The sequence below is a fragment of the Aeoliella sp. genome (assembly GCF_965227375.1).
GTDB lineage: Bacteria > Planctomycetota > Planctomycetia > Pirellulales > Lacipirellulaceae > Aeoliella.
The window spans coordinates 1,761,475-1,777,988 of sequence record NZ_CBDDFX010000001.1 but is presented as its reverse complement, the minus strand read 5'-3'; the positions used below and the strand labels follow the sequence as shown (position 1 = coordinate 1,777,988).

General features: G+C 61.6%; 14 protein-coding genes. 9 read left to right on the top strand and 5 right to left on the bottom strand.

The features are described 5' to 3' along the window. Nucleotides 1-15 precede the first annotated feature (15 nt). The 5 genes from ACQK2L_RS07295 to ACQK2L_RS07275 all read right to left on the bottom strand — a co-directional run bounded on the left by ACQK2L_RS07295 (nucleotide 16) and on the right by ACQK2L_RS07275 (nucleotide 6,748). A complete protein-coding gene (locus ACQK2L_RS07295) occupies nucleotides 16-654 on the bottom strand; it encodes an RNA polymerase sigma factor (protein WP_425396278.1) in 639 nt (212 codons plus the stop codon). 67 nt (nucleotides 655-721) lie between these two features. Further along, complete coding sequence (locus ACQK2L_RS07290; protein WP_425396277.1) at nucleotides 722-2,071, bottom strand: hypothetical protein; 1,350 nt, start codon at nucleotides 2,069-2,071, stop codon at nucleotides 722-724. A gap of 3 nt (nucleotides 2,072-2,074) precedes the next feature. Further along, nucleotides 2,075-4,204, bottom strand: coding sequence for a serine/threonine-protein kinase (locus ACQK2L_RS07285; protein WP_425396276.1), 2,130 nt, complete (start codon nucleotides 4,202-4,204; stop codon nucleotides 2,075-2,077). A gap of 181 nt (nucleotides 4,205-4,385) precedes the next feature. Beyond that, on the bottom strand, nucleotides 4,386-5,822 hold the full coding sequence (locus ACQK2L_RS07280; RefSeq protein WP_425396275.1) for an FHA domain-containing protein: 1,437 nt from the start codon (nucleotides 5,820-5,822) through the stop codon (nucleotides 4,386-4,388). 119 nt (nucleotides 5,823-5,941) lie between these two features. Beyond that, on the bottom strand, nucleotides 5,942-6,748 hold the full coding sequence (locus tag ACQK2L_RS07275; protein WP_425396274.1) for a hypothetical protein: 807 nt from the start codon (nucleotides 6,746-6,748) through the stop codon (nucleotides 5,942-5,944). Between the two features lie 312 nt (nucleotides 6,749-7,060). On the opposite strand from ACQK2L_RS07275, the gene ACQK2L_RS07270 reads away from it, so the two are divergent. The 9 genes from ACQK2L_RS07270 (at nucleotide 7,061) to ACQK2L_RS07230 (ending at nucleotide 16,510) form a co-directional block, all read left to right on the top strand. Next, nucleotides 7,061-7,654 carry a hypothetical protein gene (locus ACQK2L_RS07270; protein WP_425396273.1) on the top strand — a complete coding sequence of 198 codons (594 nt, stop codon included), beginning with the start codon at nucleotides 7,061-7,063 and terminating at the stop codon, nucleotides 7,652-7,654. Between the two features lie 150 nt (nucleotides 7,655-7,804). Next, entirely contained in the window at nucleotides 7,805-8,413 is a 609-nt protein-coding gene (locus ACQK2L_RS07265; protein ID WP_425396272.1) for a WcaF family extracellular polysaccharide biosynthesis acetyltransferase, read from the top strand. A gap of 548 nt (nucleotides 8,414-8,961) precedes the next feature. Continuing rightward, entirely contained in the window at nucleotides 8,962-10,554 is a 1,593-nt protein-coding gene (locus ACQK2L_RS07260; protein ID WP_425396271.1) for a glycosyltransferase family 4 protein, read from the top strand. Between the two features lie 112 nt (nucleotides 10,555-10,666). After that, the gene (locus ACQK2L_RS07255; RefSeq protein WP_425396270.1) at nucleotides 10,667-11,644 is read left to right on the top strand and encodes a GDP-L-fucose synthase family protein; all 978 of its coding nucleotides are present in this window, start codon (nucleotides 10,667-10,669) and stop codon (nucleotides 11,642-11,644) included. A 72-nt stretch (nucleotides 11,645-11,716) separates the two neighbouring features. Continuing rightward, nucleotides 11,717-12,796 (top strand): GDP-mannose 4,6-dehydratase, encoded by a 1,080-nt coding sequence (gene gmd / locus ACQK2L_RS07250; protein ID WP_425396269.1) that lies wholly within the window; start codon nucleotides 11,717-11,719, stop codon nucleotides 12,794-12,796. 60 nt (nucleotides 12,797-12,856) lie between these two features. Then, on the top strand, nucleotides 12,857-14,083 hold the full coding sequence (locus ACQK2L_RS07245; protein WP_425396268.1) for a glycosyltransferase family 4 protein: 1,227 nt from the start codon (nucleotides 12,857-12,859) through the stop codon (nucleotides 14,081-14,083). A gap of 65 nt (nucleotides 14,084-14,148) precedes the next feature. After that, on the top strand, nucleotides 14,149-14,454 hold the full coding sequence (locus ACQK2L_RS07240; RefSeq protein WP_425396267.1) for a hypothetical protein: 306 nt from the start codon (nucleotides 14,149-14,151) through the stop codon (nucleotides 14,452-14,454). Next, entirely contained in the window at nucleotides 14,451-15,155 is a 705-nt protein-coding gene (locus ACQK2L_RS07235; protein ID WP_425396266.1) for an SDR family NAD(P)-dependent oxidoreductase, read from the top strand. Before ACQK2L_RS07240 ends, ACQK2L_RS07235 begins: the two co-directional genes overlap by 4 nt. Further along, on the top strand, nucleotides 15,155-16,510 hold the full coding sequence (locus ACQK2L_RS07230; RefSeq protein WP_425396265.1) for a class I adenylate-forming enzyme family protein: 1,356 nt from the start codon (nucleotides 15,155-15,157) through the stop codon (nucleotides 16,508-16,510). The genes ACQK2L_RS07235 and ACQK2L_RS07230 overlap by 1 nt, the downstream gene beginning before the upstream one ends. Nucleotides 16,511-16,514: the final 4 nt, after the last annotated feature.

The following is a 16,514-nucleotide window of genomic DNA, read 5'->3' as shown; positions in this document are numbered from 1 at the left end:
GCCCTCTCCAGCTAGTTACTCCGACTCGTACAACTCGGGAAAAATGTCTTCGCTCAAATCCTGACGACGGACTAAGGTTTTGAGTCGCGCCAGGAAGTCGAACTTGAAGTTGGCTACCTGCTGTTCGCTCAAGTCGAGCAGCTTGGCAACGCGTTTGTTGGCCAGGCCGCGGGCGAACAACAGTTCGATGCATTTGAGCTTCGTCCAATCGCCCCGCTCGCGCCAACGCTGCACTTCGCCCGCGATCGCGTCGGCGATGGCTCGCTCTTCCAGGCCGCGGCGTTCGCCGCTACGGGCGATGCTGCTGGCGGCGCGCGCACTGCCCGGCAAGTCCCAAGCGGCGCCGTCGGAACCATCGGTGCTGGAAAGCGGTAGCGCCGGTCGGCGACCTTCGCGGCGCAAGTGATCGGTAAGCTTGTGAGCGGCGATCGAGAAAAGCCAGCTCTCGAGCGGACGACGGGCGTCGTAGTTAGGCAGGCTGGTAAGGAAGCCGACGAAGGTTTCCTGCACCACGTCCTCACTGGCCGCCCGGCGACGGAGACGGCTTTCGACGAACGCCAGCAGCCGGCCTTCGTACTCGTCGATCAGACGAGTCCAGGCGTCGGGGTTTCCCCGGCGGATGTCGTCGACTAGGAGGGCGTCGGGATTGGGCATGGGACCAAGGCGAATGGTTCGGAAAACTGGCAACAGCCGCCCATCGGCGGCCACTCACTACCACCGTTCAATGGAACTTGGCAATGATGAGTCCAATCCCGATTATCGCTGCCGGCACGCCGATAAACAACCGCTTGGTGTAGTATCCCTTGGTATAAGTGTCGAGCTTGATCAGCCCCAGCACCCCGGCCAGGCAGGCCAAAATGCCCCCCATCCCCAAACCCACCGCGGTAATCGTGCCCTGCCGAGCGTGGTCACGCCAGCGGGCGAGCAGGTCGTCGGAGGTGCGGCTATCGAATTCCAAGAGCACATGCAGGTTCTTCATGTTCGGCTGGTGCTCGAAGTCGCCGGTTTCGTAGAACTCGTCCTTGATCACCTTCTCTCGAAGGTATCGCTTGGTGATTCCCAAACTTCGCAGTGATGGAATGTGTACATAGGACTGCATGGAGTCCTCGACCGCCAGTTCACGCAGATGCTCTACAACTGCCGCTTCAATCGGCCCGTCCTCGAGCTTGTGCAGGCATTCATCGGTGGTTCCGTACCAACTCGATTCCAACACCCGACGGTGAACGTTCGGCACACTCTTGGGTGGCTGGCGGACCCAGTCGGGTATCTCTTCGGCGGGTGTCGCCGGGGAGGGCTCGATCGGTTCGGGAGTCGTCTCATTAGCATCGGACGTTGCAACCTTGGTCGAACTACTCGAGACGCTCGTCAACTCAGCCGTATCCTCCGCTTCGGCCACCGCAGGTTGGGCTTTGTTATCGGCTTCGGCGCTAAGTTGGATTTCGTCGGGGGGAACTTCCACCCCCACGGAAATGGCTTCCGCACGCGCCATTGGTTGCGGTGGGTTGTGCGATTGATAGCTGGAACGACGTTCCATGGAGAAGTAGCCGAAGAACATGGCCACTAATGGCAGCGCGAGCGCGGCGAATCCCACACCTGGACCGGCGTGCTTGAACAGCATGAAGACGATCACCAGGAACGCAATGAGAATGGCTGGTGAGAACATGAAAAACGCCCTGCTGCGATGCTGGGTGCTGGTGACGGTGTAATCTGAATAGTCGTGTAGTTGGCTACGGGTGAGTTCGGCTTGCTCGCGGTACTGCTGCGCGAGTTGCTGTGCATGCGAACCACCCTGATTTTCGTGGTTCGCCGCCAGTTGGTCGAAGTGCGCTGCCTGATTCTCGATTAGTGTTCGCTGATGCTGCATGTGAGCGTTGGATTCAGCGACTCGCTGGGGAGTCGGCGCTGCTGCGAAACGCCACAGCACGACCAGGAACACACAAACCGCCAGAATCGTGGCCACGATGCGAGCCGCGCCGCGCGTGTGACGATTGCCCAACAGCACGGTGGCAACCGCCACGCCTGCCGCAATCGCCGCGCTGAGCAAGATCAGTAGTAACCAGGAAACTGCCATATTCTATGCCGCCATCGCTTGTTCAGCCGCACTCTTGCGCCCGCTCGGCGGCAACCAGGGGCTCACCAGTTGCGTCGCCACGGCAATGATGCCGGCGACCGCCATGCCGGTGGGTTGGGGATACCAGCACACCAGATGTGCAACCCACGCACCGCAGATGGCCAGTCCCACGCCCAGCAGGCTCAAGCGAGTCCGCCGAGCGTACTCAGCCAAACGCCACCAGCGAAGGGCGACCATGGTGAGCGAGAAGTACATCACGCTCAACAGCGCGCTAGGTGCGACCAGCCTCTGTCCATGTGCCTGTCCGCCGTGCGACTTGAGGTATTCGCTTTCCGGCAGGTTGAGCACCTCGCCCAGGAAACTGTCGTGGAAGCCAGGGCCCATGTCATTGACTTGCGGAACGCCCATAAGCAACGCGCTGGCTAAGCCCCAGGCCACCAGGCCAACCACGGCTCCCCCAACCAGTTGCCACAAACGCATCGGTATCTGATCTTCGAAGCGACCTTCGGTGAATTTGCTCGTCATCAGCACCACCCACGTACCAACCGTGGTGACACCCGTGAGCCAGATGTGCAGTGGGATACGCTCGCTCGTGCTAGCGCCGCCCACGATCACCACCGCCAATAACGAGAGGAACGTACACAGGATGCCCGAGAGCACCATGGACGTAAGCAACTCGGTTGCTCGTTGGCGGAACGGTTTAACGCGGAGTTGTTCGTGGACTTTCTCCTTCCAGGTGGTCCGTAGACGCTGAGCGCGAATGGCCGCGGCACGGCGCTGTTCGGTGCGCGACATGTACTTCTGCGCTCGCTCCTCGGGCGAAGGCGTCTGCGCAGCCGTTGGGGCAACGGCCTCCGGCCGGCGGGGTGCTCTTCGCTGCCGGCGAACTTCGGCGGGACGCACCAGCGTGGCCCAGAACGCGTAGTAGAACACGTACACGATGCCCAGCAGTGTGACAATCGAACCCCAGATGGTGACGGTGCTGACCGCGATGCCGACCAGCACAAACAACAAGAGCGCTTTGCCCACCCGGTTGGCGTGCCAACTGTGCCAGCTCTCGACCCAACTGCTCCAAGTGCTGCTCATCCAGTCGTACAGCGGTTCGCGCACCACGCGTTCGGTGTCGCCGGGCGTCATTGCGGGCATGGACGCGCGACTGCCGCGGACCGTGGTGTCGGAGAACAAGTGCGCGGCGCCAATGCCATCGGCTGCCGCGTGCTCACCGCTCCAGCCATCGATCCGCTCCGAACGCACGTCCACGCTGCGTCCATCGGGCAGTTGGTCCAGCAATTCCTGCACGCTGCCGATGCGCAGTTCGGGATCCTTGGCCAGCGTTCGCTCAACGATCTCGCGGTACGGGCTTTCGAGCGACGATAGATCGGGCTCGGCGGTAAGGTGCTTCATCAGCACTTCGCCAACGCTCTCGCCTTCGAAAGGTACGTGGCCGGTGAGCATCTCGTACAACATGATGCCCAAGGCGTAGGTGTCGATCTCGCGTCCGTAACGACCGTTGGCGATTTCCGGCGCCATGTAGTGCACGGTGCCGACGCTCTCGGTCTGGCCGCTGCGGCGACTGCAAGAGATGAACTTCGACAGGCCGTAGTCGCCGAGCTTCACGGTGCCGCCCTCGGTGGAATCGAGGTCGAGGAACACGTTGCCCGGCTTCAGATCGCGGTGCACGATGCCATGATCGTGCAAGTAGGCCACGCCCGCGCCGATGCCGCGCATCCAGCGGACCACTTCTTCGGCGGGCATGCCATCGGGATGGCGCTGGACGGCTTCCTCGAGCGACTCGCCCGACACGTATTCCATCACCACCCACTGGTCGCCCAGCGAGTCGGTGCGGATGTCGTACACGCCGATCAGATTCGTGTGTTTGAGATTCAGGCAGTGACGCACGCCGCGCAGTTCGACGTCGAGGTTGCGACGGATGAGCTTCAGGGCAACTTCCTTGCCGGCGTCGCTGGTGGCAAAATAGACTTCGCCGAATCCACCCCGACCGATGCCCCGCTTGATGGTGTAGCCTTCGAGTGGCTGGCTGCCGGTGGGATAGAGAAACTTGAGAGGCGCACGCTCGGCACTCGCCCCAGTGGGGTCGAGCATTTCCTCAGGTTGCGGCGTGCGGACGTCCATTGTTTGTAGATGTTGTTTGGTTATCGCCTTCTAGTGTAACCGGTTCTGATAGCCATTTCGCTGGCCGTGGGGGAACCTTGTCGCAAAAACAGCAAGAATCCCCCAAATTAGACGTCCCGCGATCCCTATCGTTCCCCAGTTTTCCCTAATTGCGCGAGTGCGTAGCCCAAGGGCCCGCAACTCAGACATCTTCGAGGCTGACAGCGAATTCCTCGCCCTCCAATCTCGCCCCACTCTCCAGGGGAGTCGGCCCCTCGGCCTTCGCCCCGTCGACGGTCATCTCCATGGTCGACCGGCAGTGCAAGCTTCCCTGCTGTCGAAACAGGATCACATCGCCCTCCCACCGTCGGCAGGAGATGTGCGAGTGCGATTTTGGACCCAGCAGGCAGCTATCGGCCATCAACAGCACCGCGTCGGCACGCGGCTCGGTGCGATGACCACTCAGCGGCGTGAGCCGGGCCGTGGCGCTCAAGGCGTGTGGGCGTGTGAATTCGAGCCGAACGCCCGAGCCGAGTTCGATCTCGTGACGGTTGCCCAGCACCATCGGCCCAGTAAGCAGCCGTCCGTCGACCTTCACCTCGCCCAGAGGATCCAAGGTGTAGGTTCCCTCGTGGCGACGAATCACAGCATGCCGCCGTGACAGGTCGGCACACAGCGGCACCGCAATCGCCGAGCCAGGCGTAGGCTGTCCCAGCACCACTTCGTCGTCCAGGCACACCAGAAAACCTCCCACCGCGTCGACCCACAGCATGAATCGATTGGGATGCGGAGAGCCGGTCATGGTGTCGTCTGCCTTCGTGGACTTAGAGCCTTTGATTCCGCGCTTGGTATCGTTTAACGCCAGCGAAGCGACCGGGCGGCCTTCGCGGTGGTACACGGCCGTGGCGTCGAGGCCCACCGCGTGCCAGGCTTGCCGACGCGCCGCCCGGGCCACGCGATCGCGCGGCGCCAAGCTCAGCAGTTGATCGGCGCGGGCCAGCATTTGGTGCCAGTCTCGCTGTTCGGCCACGGCGTGCAACTCGCCACGCAACTGCGCATGGCGCTCGCATTGCTCGATGAGCCACTCGATGCGCTCGACGAGTCGCGGCCCATCGATCTTAGCCGATATGGCCGCCAGATTCTCGGACAGTTCGGTAGGCGAGAGATCCTCCAACGCCCGACGCGCTTCGGCGCTACTGCCCACCGACAACATTTGTTCGGCTTCGGCCATGCGGCGCGTGACTTCTTCCAGTCGACGCGAAGCTTCGTCTCGCAGCCCGCGACGGGCGAGCTTGGCGAGTTCCTGCTGCGCCGCGGGCGCACGCCCGTCGGCCAGGTAGTTCACCGTACGGACGAGCACCGCCTGGCGGTACTCGTCGCGCACTTCGGCGACCAATCGGTCGCAGCCGGCAACGTGCTCGGCCAACTGCAGATCGTTCCAACCCGCATTCGAGCGGCCCGCGGCCAATCGGCCCCGTGCTCGCTGCGCCACGATGCCGGCCAATTTGGCCGACAATTCCCGTGCTTGGCGAAACTCGCGGAGTTCTTCTTGCTGCACGATGGCGCAGGCGCGGTCGAGTTGACCCTCCTTGAGCGCTCGCCGCGCCTCGCCAAGTTGCATTCGCCAAGACGGAAACATTACAGACAACTTATTGGATATTCCAGGTTGGTAGGGTGAATGAACGGGTCCGAACTCCCAATGACCAATGCGAGGATGCTGCACTGGTCATTGGTCATTCGTTCTTGGACATCGTTTCTTTAGTCTTCGTAGCTCACTTGAGCCACGTTGCTGTCGTTCTCGCCCAGATTGAAGTAGGCGGCCACCTGATCGGTGATGTCGGCCGAGTCTTCCGGGTCGAGCGAGATTTCGGTCACCACGTCCACATCGGCGTTGGCGATACGAGCTTTCACGTCGAGCGTGGCGCGGATGTCGTTGATCAGCTCCTTGGCGCGAGCCAGCTTGCTGTCGTCCAGCACCACATCGCTGGAAGCCTGGGCCACTTCAACCAATTGCTGCTTGGCCTCCAGACACTTCACGTCGGTTTCCAGCTTCTTCTGCGCTGCCACCATCGCGGCATACTTCTCGCGGGCCGCCATCAGGTTGGCCGCGCGAGCGTCGCGCATCTGCTTCAGGCTGCTGAGCGTCTCGTCGCCGACCTTGTAGCGGGCAAACTTGCTCTTCAAGCTCCGCTGCACGTCGTCGCGCTCGTAGCTGCGACTGGCGTAGCGGAACGTGCTCTTGCCGCTCTGCAGGTCGGCCTGCAACTGCATGATCTCGCCCTGCAGCTTGCCGGAACTCTTCTCAGCGTTGGCGATCTGCTCGTCGAGCCCCTCGAGGGCCACTTCTTCCTTGGCGATCATGTGCATTGCTTCGCGAATGGTGGGAGTCAATTCGCTGACCAAGTGCCGGGCGCGATCGATCTGGAACGACGTGGGCACCGAGTCCCTCACACCGTCCGACACTCGATTGGCGCCAGTTTTGAGATAACTGAAGGCATCCCGCCCAAACAACAAGCCGGCAACCAGGCCGACCACAGCAACGGTGAGTAGGGTTTTTTTGATCATGGGTTTGGCTCCTTGATCGAGGTGGAACGATCGAAAGCAACATTTTGTGGGCTTTCGCATGGCGATTTGCTCGGCTGGGGAAAAGACGAACGAAAACGGGGAAACACCAAAAGGACCGAACACTCGAAAGTGCTGGTCCACTAAGCGATTCGCCCTCGGCCAGGAGATATTTGGATCCCGCAAGATTTTTTTTGAAACCAGCGGCCGCGGCCCACCTCGGGTTGCGGCCCAGCTTGCTCGAGGCGCAAAATGAACCGGACACTGCAAAACAGCGTAGAAACGCTGCCCTTTCCCCTCCCTGGAGCCCCTCCGATGATCCGGTATCTGCCCGCCGCCGTACTGCTAGCTGCCGTGGTCGGTTGCGAAAAACCACAAACCCAGGTGCTTCCGGCCGGGATGACCGCCGAGCAGGTGGCCGACTACCGCTCCAAACTGCTGCTGGATGCCGAGCCCTCCGAGGCGAAAACGGTGATTGAGGTCCGCGACGCCCTGAAACCGTCCGAAGAGGATGCCGAGGACAGCGATGCTGCGCCGACCGAAGTCGCCGTGGTGGGCGTGATCGGCGGCATGCCGAATCCCTACGGCGACGCCATGCCCCAATTCCCCTGGGTCGACGGCCAAGCCATCTTCTCGCTGGCCGACCCGACGACCGCGGCCGAGTTCGAGGGTGAGCACGCCCACGCACCAGGCGAGGAGTGTATGTTCTGCGCGGGCAAGGCTCGCGATTTGGTCGACACGGTCGCCCTGGTCACGTTTCCCGGCGACGAAGACAAACCGATTGCCGCCCGCAGCGATTTGTTGCTGGGGCTCAAGCCTGGTACCAAAGTGGTAGTCACCGGCATCGGCTCGGTCGAGTTGGGATCGCTGCGGATCGTAGCCAACGGCGTGTTTGTTCAGCCACAGTAAGGCGCCCGGGCTCATCGCCTGGCCCGCAGGCCCTACAATCGCGCTAATCGTTGCGCGCGGTACTGTTGCTGGCAACGGGCACCAGGGTGAACTACGCTTCAGAAACGCTGCCCGGCATCCCTTCACGAATCCTTCACACGCCCGCACCTCGTGTCCGACAACGCCAACCCATCGCCCGACAGTTCGGCCGACCATCGGGTCGCTTGGGTCGACTTGGAGCACTTCCGGGTAACCGACTACAACCCCGGCAGCTTGCCCGCGCGTGCGACGTGGTATGTGGTGTGCGAACTCCTGTTTGCCTCGGCCTTGCCGCTCCCATCGAGCTGGAAATGCGCCCTGCTGCGATGTTTCGGAGCACAAATCGGCAATGGCGTCGTGATCAAGCCTCGGGTACGAATCAAGTTTCCGTGGCAGCTTCGCATAGGCGATCACACGTGGATCGGAGAGGGGAGCTGGATCGACAACCTGGCGATGGTCGACGTCGGCAGCCATGTATGCATCTCGCAGGGCACCTATTTTTGCACGGGTAGCCACGACCACCGCAAACAGAATTTCGACCTTCTCACCGCCCCCATCACAGTGGGCGACGGCGCCTGGGTGGCAGCCCGCACTACGCTTCTGGGCGGAGTTTCCGTGGGCCCCAACGCCCTGGTGGCCGCCGCCAGCATGGTACACAAGGACGTACCGGCCGGGGTGATCGTGGGGGGCAATCCGGCGGTGGTTATCCGCGATCGCCAAAAGCCGGCCAGCGACAGCTAGCATGAGGCCATCGGGCCTCGCCATGTCGACTTTTTGCGACATCTTCGGCGGCTCTCCGCCAGACTACCGCCGGGGCCGCGAACTTCCGCGACACCTGCCACGTACAACCGGTTGTAGCGATCCTGCGGTTCAGACCACCGAACCGCAGGCGGACGGCGCGGCGGAGCGTCACTGTTTTTCCAAGTGTGGCCGGGGTAAACTTCGCTTTCTGCCTTTTCTAATCCACTTGCCAGGACGGCTGGATTCCACGGGAGAAGCTCTGTGGACCGTTCGGGTATCTGGGGTGTGGCACGATAGCTGCAACGCAAGAGCCTGGCGAAAGAACTCGCCCCAAGGAAACTGGGCTAATTGAGCAGACAGTAGCGTAAGCAGCGGAAGTATGGCGCAGGCCGAGAAACCGCACAGCCCAACACCTGGAAACCGCTCCGCGAAACGTCGACGATTTGCCACAACTGCGTATATTGAACAGTTAGCAAACAGCTTCGCGGGCTGAGGCAGCGACAAGTTTGAATCACCCATACTGACGACGACACCAAGGCCAGCGGTACATGTTGGATTCCACCATCCTCCTCTATCTGATTGCGGGTGTGGGCTCGTTCCTCGTGAGCCTGATCCTCACCCCCATCGTACGCGAAACATCCAAGAAGTTTGGATTCGTCGACCGACCTGATCGTCGACGAAAGGCGCACAAGGAACCGGTTGCGCTAGGTGGCGGAGCGGCCGTATTTCTCTCCATGGTGCTCGCCATGGCGATCGTGTTCGTCGTGGCCAGCCTATACGGCGTGAGCCTCGCGACACCATGGAACTCGCTGCCGCTCGGTTGTCTCCTGATTGGTGCTACCAGTATTGTCGCCTTGGGGCTGATCGACGACCTCAAGGGCATGCGTGGTCGCTACAAGTTGCTGGGCCAGCTTGCCATTGCGGGGCTGCTCATCTGGTCGGGCGTACGCATCGAGGGATTCACGGCCTTTGGCTATCCCATCAACCTCGGGTGGTTCGCTATCCCTGGCACTTTGTTCTGGCTGGTGGGAACCACGAACGCCGTGAACCTGATCGACGGCATCGACGGTTTGGCCGGCGGTGTTGGATTCATTCTCTGCGTCACGCTGGCAGCCATTTGTGGCTGGCAGGGCAACGTGGCTTTGGCCGCCATCGTGCTGGCCCTATCCGGCGCGCTGCTCGGCTTCCTGCGATATAACTTCGCTCCTGCCACCATCTACCTGGGCGACGCTGGCAGCATGTTGGTTGGCCTGGTGTGCGGCACCATCGCCGTGTTGGCCAACGGCAAATCGTCGGCCGCCATGGCCTTCGCGGTGCCGATTGCAGTGTGGTCGATCCCCATTCTCGATTCGTTCGCAGCACTCCTGCGGCGCAAGCTGACCGGCCGCAGCATGTTTGCACCCGATCGCGGCCACTTGCACCATTCGCTCCTGGTACGGGGCTGGACCGTGCAGCAGGCATCGCTGTTCATTGCGTTAATCTGCGCCACGACGTGCCTCAGTGCGGTGCTCAGCATCTACCTGAAGAAAGAGTGGATCGCCCTGGTAACCGTCGCCGCGGTGATGGTGTTCCTGGTGTCGACCAAGACGTTTGGCCATATCGAATTCGCGCTGCTGAAAGGCCGTATGAGTCGCTTCGCCAATTCGCTGGCGACCAACGAATCCACCAACGGAGCAAGTATCCGCGAAAGTTCGCTCCAATTGCAGGGCTCCCGCGAGTGGAACAAGTTGTGGACCGCCATTGTCGAAGCGGCCGACAACTACAACCTTTGCCGCATCAAGCTCACTATCGACATCCCGCTGTTGCACGAATCGTTTTACGCTTCGTGGGAAACATCGCGGAATCTGGATAGCGATGCCACGCTGTGGCGATTGACTCATCCGCTGGTGGTCGACGGCGATCAGGTCGGCCAGATGGATATCACCGGCGAAACAAAACCCGACGCACGAGGGTCGACCCTCAACCAGATCGGCCAGGTGCTCGACTTCCTCGAACCAATCGAGGAGGACATCCGCTACATTCGCGAGAACATCAAGGCCGACGAACTCTCGATGCATTCGGTGCGGATACCGAACGAAACGCTAGCCGACTCCTCCCCGCTAGCGAGCTTGGTAGAAGATTCGCCTTCGGCTCCCGGTTAATCCCTCGGCCAGCGGCCCCTAGTTTAGTCCCTGCGTATTTGTTCCGTCCGGTGCTTCGGCTCCGAACGCCGGCTATCGACTCGACTTTGTCGCCCTCATCGATTTCCCACCTATGTCGCACACCGAAATCTCCCGCGATGCCCCCTTCTTCGTAACCGGCCACCGTGGCATGGTTGGCTCCGCCGTGGTCCGACGGTTGCGCCAGGCTGGTTTCACTCGCATCCTTACCGCCACACGGCAAGAACTCGAACTCCGCAGCCAGCAAGCTGTCGACGAGTGGTTTCGCGAGCACCGCCCCCAGTACGTGATTCACGCTGCCGGCACCGTGGGAGGCATTCACGCCAACTCCACCCGACCGGCCGAGTTCATGTACGACAACCTGATGATCCACGCCACGGTGTTGCACGCGTCGTGGCAGACGGGCGTCGACAAGTTGCTGTACTTGGGAAGCAGTTGCATCTATCCCCGCGATTGCCCTCAACCGATTCGCGAGGAGTACTTGCTCTCCGGCCCCCTGGAGAAAACGAACGAGGCGTACGCCATCGCCAAGATCGCCGGCCTGAAGTCGTGCGAAGCGTATCGCAAGCAGTACGGCATGAACTTCATCTCGGCCATGCCCACCAATCTGTACGGCCCCCACGACCACTTCGATCTGAAGAACAGCCACGTGCTGCCTGCTTTGATTCGCAAGTTCCACGAATGCCGCACCGCAGCGACGGGCGAGGTAACCGTGTGGGGCACCGGCAAACCAAGGCGAGAATTTCTGCACGTGGACGACCTGGCCGATGCGTGCCTGTACTTGATGGAACACTACGAGGCGGAAGAGACAATTAACGTCGGCACGGGTGTCGACCAGTCGATTGGCGAACTCGCCGAAATGATCCGCCAGGTGGTTTGTCCCACCGCAACGCTCCAATTCGACACCAGCATGCCGGACGGTACGCCGCAAAAGCTGCTGGACGTGTCCCGTATACACAAGCTGGGTTGGCGGCATAGAATTGAGCTACGGGAGGGCATCGAGCAGACCTACGAGTGGTTCCAGGCCCACGCCGAAGGCGAAACGCTCGCCCGAGGCCTCGCCACGCCGTAGCTGCCCTCAGCCCCCTCCCCTCCTCCATCCCCCCCGAATACAGTCCCACCCCTACCCTCGGAAAAAGCCACCATGCCCGCTACCAATCGCCCGGACAAAGTCGCCCTGATCACCGGCATCACCGGTCAGGACGGCTCCTACCTGACCGAGTTGCTCCTGGCCAAGGGGTACGAGGTGTGGGGCATCATTCGCCGTAGTTCCAGCTTCAACACGGGCCGCATTGATCACCTGTACCAGGATCCACACGAGCCAGACGTACGCCTGCATTTGCGATACGGCGACCTGGCGGACGCCTCGAGCATCCATCGCATCCTGGCCGAGTCGCGCCCCGACGAAGTCTACAACTTGGCCGCGCAGTCGCATGTGAAGGTGTCGTTCGAGATTCCTGAGTACACGTCGGACGTCACCGGCTTGGGCGTGGTGCGCATTCTCGAAGCCATTCGCGAGTTGGGTCTGGATACGCGTTTCTACCAAGCATCCTCTTCCGAACTCTACGGCCGAGTGACCGAGACACCGCAGTCGGAAACCACCCGGTTCTGGCCCCGCAGTCCATATGCATGTGCCAAAGCGTTCGGCTTTCACATCACGCGCAACTACCGCGAATCGTACAACATGTTCGCGGTGAATGGCATCTTGTTTAACCACGAATCGCCGCGACGAGGCGAGACCTTTGTCACGCGCAAGATCAGTCGGGCGGCGGCAAAGATCAAGCTCGGCGCCCAGGACACGCTGTACTTGGGCAATCTGGATGCACAGCGCGATTGGGGATTCGCCGGCGACTACGTCGACGCCATGTGGCGGATGCTGCAGGTCGACACGCCCGACGATTTTGTCATCGCGACCGGCGAGACGCATTCGGTTCGCGAGTTCTGCGAACTCTGCTTCCAGGAAGTCGGCTTGCCGATCGAGTGGCGTGGGTCGGGTGTCGATGAGGTTGGCATCGGTCCCGATGGCCAAACGCTCATCAAGATCGATCCCAAGTACTTCCGTCCTGCTGAAGTCGACCTGCTGCTGGGCGACCCCGGCAAGGCAAAGCGACTGCTCGATTGGGAACCAACCGTGACGCTCGCCGATTTGGCGCGGATGATGGTGCAAAGCGATTTGGAACTCGCCGTGACCGAAGCCGCCGATCACGGCATCGCCACCACCTGATCCGCACCCTCTTTTCTCCGTTGAAGGTATCCGGGGAGATGTATGTCTCCTCCCTGCCGCATGAGTTCCAAGCCGCGCATCCTCGTCATTAGCCAGGTCTACGTCCCCGACCCGGCCGCCGTCGGTCAGTACATGGCCGATGCCGCTGCCACGCTGGTCGAGCGGGGCTACGACGTGCGCGTGCTCACCTCGGCCCGCGGCTACGAAGATCCTTCGGCCAAGTACCCGCGGCGGGAGATGCGCGACGGAGTGGAGATCATTCGCCTGCCGCTATCGTCGTTTGGCAAGAAGACCCTGCTGCTGCGATTGCTGGGCCAGTTGTTGTTTGTCATGCAGGCAGCGGTGCGCGGATTGTTCACACCGCGTCTGGCGAGCATCCTGGTGAGCACCAGCCCGCCGATGGCTGGCTCGGCAGCGCTATTCATTCGGTTCTTCCGCCGGGTGCCGATGAGCTTCTGGGTGATGGACCTGAACGTCGATCAGCTGATCGCCAGTGGCTCGCTCAATCCGCGTTCGCCGTTTGGCTGGCTGTTGAAGCGATCGGTCACCAAGACCCTGCATCGCTCGCACGCGATTGTAGCGCTCGATCGATTCATGCAGCAACGAATCAAGGACAACTACGGCCTGGCGGATCGCGTGCACGTGATTCCGCCCTGGCCGCTGGAAGATCAACTGGAGCCCGTGCCGCACGACCAGAACAAGTTCCGCAACGAACACGATTTGGATGGCAAGTTCGTGTTCATGTACAGCGGCAACATGGGCATCGGTCACCCGATCGGCGTGCTGCTCGAGGCCGCCCAGGCGATGGAAGACTTGGAGCACGTGAAGTTCGTGTTCATCGGTGGCGGTGTCCGCCGGGCGGAGATCGAGGCGGCCATCCGCGACCGCCAGCCCCCCAACCTGCTGTTGCTGCCGTACCAGCCGCTCAGCGAGCTGCGGTTTTCGCTCTCGGCAGCCGATGTGCATCTGGCCACCATGGAAGAGAGCGGTATCGGCTATTTCCATCCCTGCAAGGTGTATGGAGCCATGACCGTGGCCCGCCCGATCCTGTTTGCTGGGCCCGAACCGTCGCACGTGACAGACTTGATTGAGCGATATAACATAGGTTGGCGAGTCTCGCCCGACGACCCGGCCCAGGCGGCGAGCGAGATGCGCCGCATCGCGGAGCTACCGGCCGAGGCGTTGCAGTCGATGGGCCAGCAGGCCCGCCAGGCGATCGAAGACCAACTGAGCCGAAATCGCCTGTGCCAGCAGTTTTGCGACGCTGTGGCCCCGAAGCCGAACTAATCCCCCTGCCCGCGGCAAGATACGGTCGCTATCCCCCCAAGATTGAACCCGAGGACAACCTGACGATGGGTAAACGAGACGAAGTGATGGCGCTGCTGAAAGAGTGTGTCCAGGAGTACAGCGAGCAGTCAGGGCAGGAGCTGAATATTGGTGAGGACACGCCGCTGATTGGTCCCGAGGCAACGGTCGACTCGCTCGGCCTGGTGATGGTGATCACCTCGTTCGAGGCTCAATTGAATGACAAGTACAACACCGAGCTGGTGCTGGCCAACGAGAAAGCGATGTCGATGCGGAACAGCCCGTTCCGGTCGCTCAACGCCCTGGCAGATTACTCGGTGAGCTTGCTCGATGAATCGGGAGCAGCAGCATGAGCACGTCCGACAAAGCCATGCTGATCACTGGCACCAGTCGCGGACTGGGGCTGCAAATGACCCAAACCATGCTTGAGCGTGGTTGGTGGGTGTTCGGCTGCAGCCGTGGCCCCAGCGACACCAAGCACGAGCGCTACCAACACTTCGAACTCGACGTGGCCGACGAAAAAGCCATCGCCCACATGTTCGCCGCGGTGCGCAAAAGCGGCAAGCAGTTGTTCGCGGTGCTGAACAACGCCGGCACCGCGTCGATGAATCACGTGCTCACCACACCACTGAGCACCATGCACAAGCTGTTCTCGGTGAACGTGTTCGGCACCATGCTCTGCTCGCGCGAAGCGGCCAAGCTGATGCTCAAGCACGGCGAAGGACGCATCATCAACTTCGGCAGCGTCGCGGTGGCCTACTCGCTGGAAGGCGAAGCCGTGTACACCGCGTCGAAGGCGGCCGTCGAATCGTACACCAAGGTGCTCGCTCGCGAGATGGGCTACCACGGCATCACGGCCAACTCCGTTTCGCCCAACCCGGTGAAGACCGACCTGATCGCCGGCGTGCCCGACGACAAGATGCAGCGCCTCGTCGACCGCCAGTCGATCAAGCGCTACGGCGAGTACGAGGACGTGTTGCGGGTGGTTGACTTCTTGCTCGACGAGAAGAACACCTTCACCACAGGCCAGGTTATTTATCTCGGGGGCCCCTGATGCCGCTCTCCTGGCTTCTCGAGCGATTTGCCGAGCACCGCGATCAGGACGCCGTCGTGTGGCAGGATCGCGCCACCCGGTACGGCGAACTGCTCGACATGGTCGAGCGGGCTAGCGAGTTCCTCGCCGCCGAGCAGGTGCTGCCCGGGCAGTGCGTGATGCTGGACGCCGACTTCTCGCCGGGCTCGATCGCCCTGCTGCTGGCGGTCATGCAGAATCGCAACATCATCGTGCCGGTCGCCCGCCAAGTTACCGCCGACCGCGACAAGTACGCCCGACTGGCCGAGGTGAGCCACCGACTATCGGTGGACGAGAACGACCAATACACCCGTACGGCCGACGCAGCGAGCGAGGTCTCCCATCCGCTGTTGGTCGAGCTGAAGCAAAGCGGCAGCCCTGGGCTGGTGCTGTTCAGCTCCGGCTCCACCGGCGAGCCCAAGGCGGCGGTGCACAACCTCGACTTCCTGCTCAACAAGTTCAAAGTGCCGCGGCATTCGCAGCGGATGATCACCTTCCTGCTGTTCGACCACATCGGTGGCTTCAACACCATGATGTACACGCTGTCGAACCACGGCTGCGTGATCACGGTCACCTCGCGCGACGCGGCCACCATCTGCCGGGCGGTCGAACAACACCGCGCCGAAGTGCTGCCCACCTCGCCCACGTTCCTGAATTTGCTGCTTGTCAGCGGCGAGCACGAGAAGCACGATCTGTCGAGCTTGAAGATCATCAACTACGCCACCGAGGTGATGCCCCCGGCCACGCTGCAGCGACTGAACGACGCGTTCCCCGGCGTGACCTTCCGCCAGTCGTATGGCATGACCGAACTGGGCATCATGCGCACCCAGTCGCGCAGCAACGACTCGGTTTGGATTCGCGTGGGCGGTGAAGACTACCAGACGCGTATCGTCGACGGCATCCTGCACATCAAGGCCAAATCGTCGATGCTCGGCTACTTGAACGCGCCGAGCCCGTTTGACGACGAAGGCTGGTTCAACACGCAGGACGAAGTGGAAGTGGACGGCGAGTGGTTGCGGTTCAAGGGCCGCAAGTCGGACATCATCAACGTGGGCGGCGAGAAGGTCTATCCGGCCGAAGTAGAAACCGTATTGATGGAAGACCCCAACGTGGCGGACGCCACCGTGACCAAAGAGCCGCACGCCATCATGGGGAACATCGTCGTTGCCGAGCTTAAGTTGCACGAGGACGAACCACTGGCCGACGTGACCAAGCGAATCCGCAAGCACTGCTTCACGAAGTTGCCATCGTACAAGATCCCCGTGAAGATCCGCCTGTGCGACGACACGTCGCACATGAGCGAGCGATTCAAGAAGCAGCGTACGCAGTCCGAATAGGTAT

Bases quoted from the DNA above. Each gene is read 5' to 3' on its own strand.
- ACQK2L_RS07255 (WP_425396270.1), top strand. From the start codon at position 10,667: ATGTCGCACACCGAAATCTCCCGCGATGCCCCCTTCTTCGTAACCGGC.
- ACQK2L_RS07290 (WP_425396277.1), bottom strand. From the start codon at position 2,071: ATGGCAGTTTCCTGGTTACTACTGATCTTGCTCAGCGCGGCGATTGCG.
- gmd (WP_425396269.1), top strand. From the start codon at position 11,717: ATGCCCGCTACCAATCGCCCGGACAAAGTCGCCCTGATCACCGGCATC.
- ACQK2L_RS07295 (WP_425396278.1), bottom strand. From the start codon at position 654: ATGCCCAATCCCGACGCCCTCCTAGTCGACGACATCCGCCGGGGAAAC.
- ACQK2L_RS07280 (WP_425396275.1), bottom strand. From the start codon at position 5,822: ATGTTTCCGTCTTGGCGAATGCAACTTGGCGAGGCGCGGCGAGCGCTC.
- ACQK2L_RS07275 (WP_425396274.1), bottom strand. From the start codon at position 6,748: ATGATCAAAAAAACCCTACTCACCGTTGCTGTGGTCGGCCTGGTTGCC.
- ACQK2L_RS07240 (WP_425396267.1), top strand. From the start codon at position 14,149: ATGGGTAAACGAGACGAAGTGATGGCGCTGCTGAAAGAGTGTGTCCAG.
- ACQK2L_RS07235 (WP_425396266.1), top strand. From the start codon at position 14,451: ATGAGCACGTCCGACAAAGCCATGCTGATCACTGGCACCAGTCGCGGA.
- ACQK2L_RS07230 (WP_425396265.1), top strand. From the start codon at position 15,155: ATGCCGCTCTCCTGGCTTCTCGAGCGATTTGCCGAGCACCGCGATCAG.
- ACQK2L_RS07270 (WP_425396273.1), top strand. From the start codon at position 7,061: ATGATCCGGTATCTGCCCGCCGCCGTACTGCTAGCTGCCGTGGTCGGT.
- ACQK2L_RS07245 (WP_425396268.1), top strand. From the start codon at position 12,857: ATGAGTTCCAAGCCGCGCATCCTCGTCATTAGCCAGGTCTACGTCCCC.
- ACQK2L_RS07260 (WP_425396271.1), top strand. From the start codon at position 8,962: ATGTTGGATTCCACCATCCTCCTCTATCTGATTGCGGGTGTGGGCTCG.
- ACQK2L_RS07285 (WP_425396276.1), bottom strand. From the start codon at position 4,204: ATGGACGTCCGCACGCCGCAACCTGAGGAAATGCTCGACCCCACTGGG.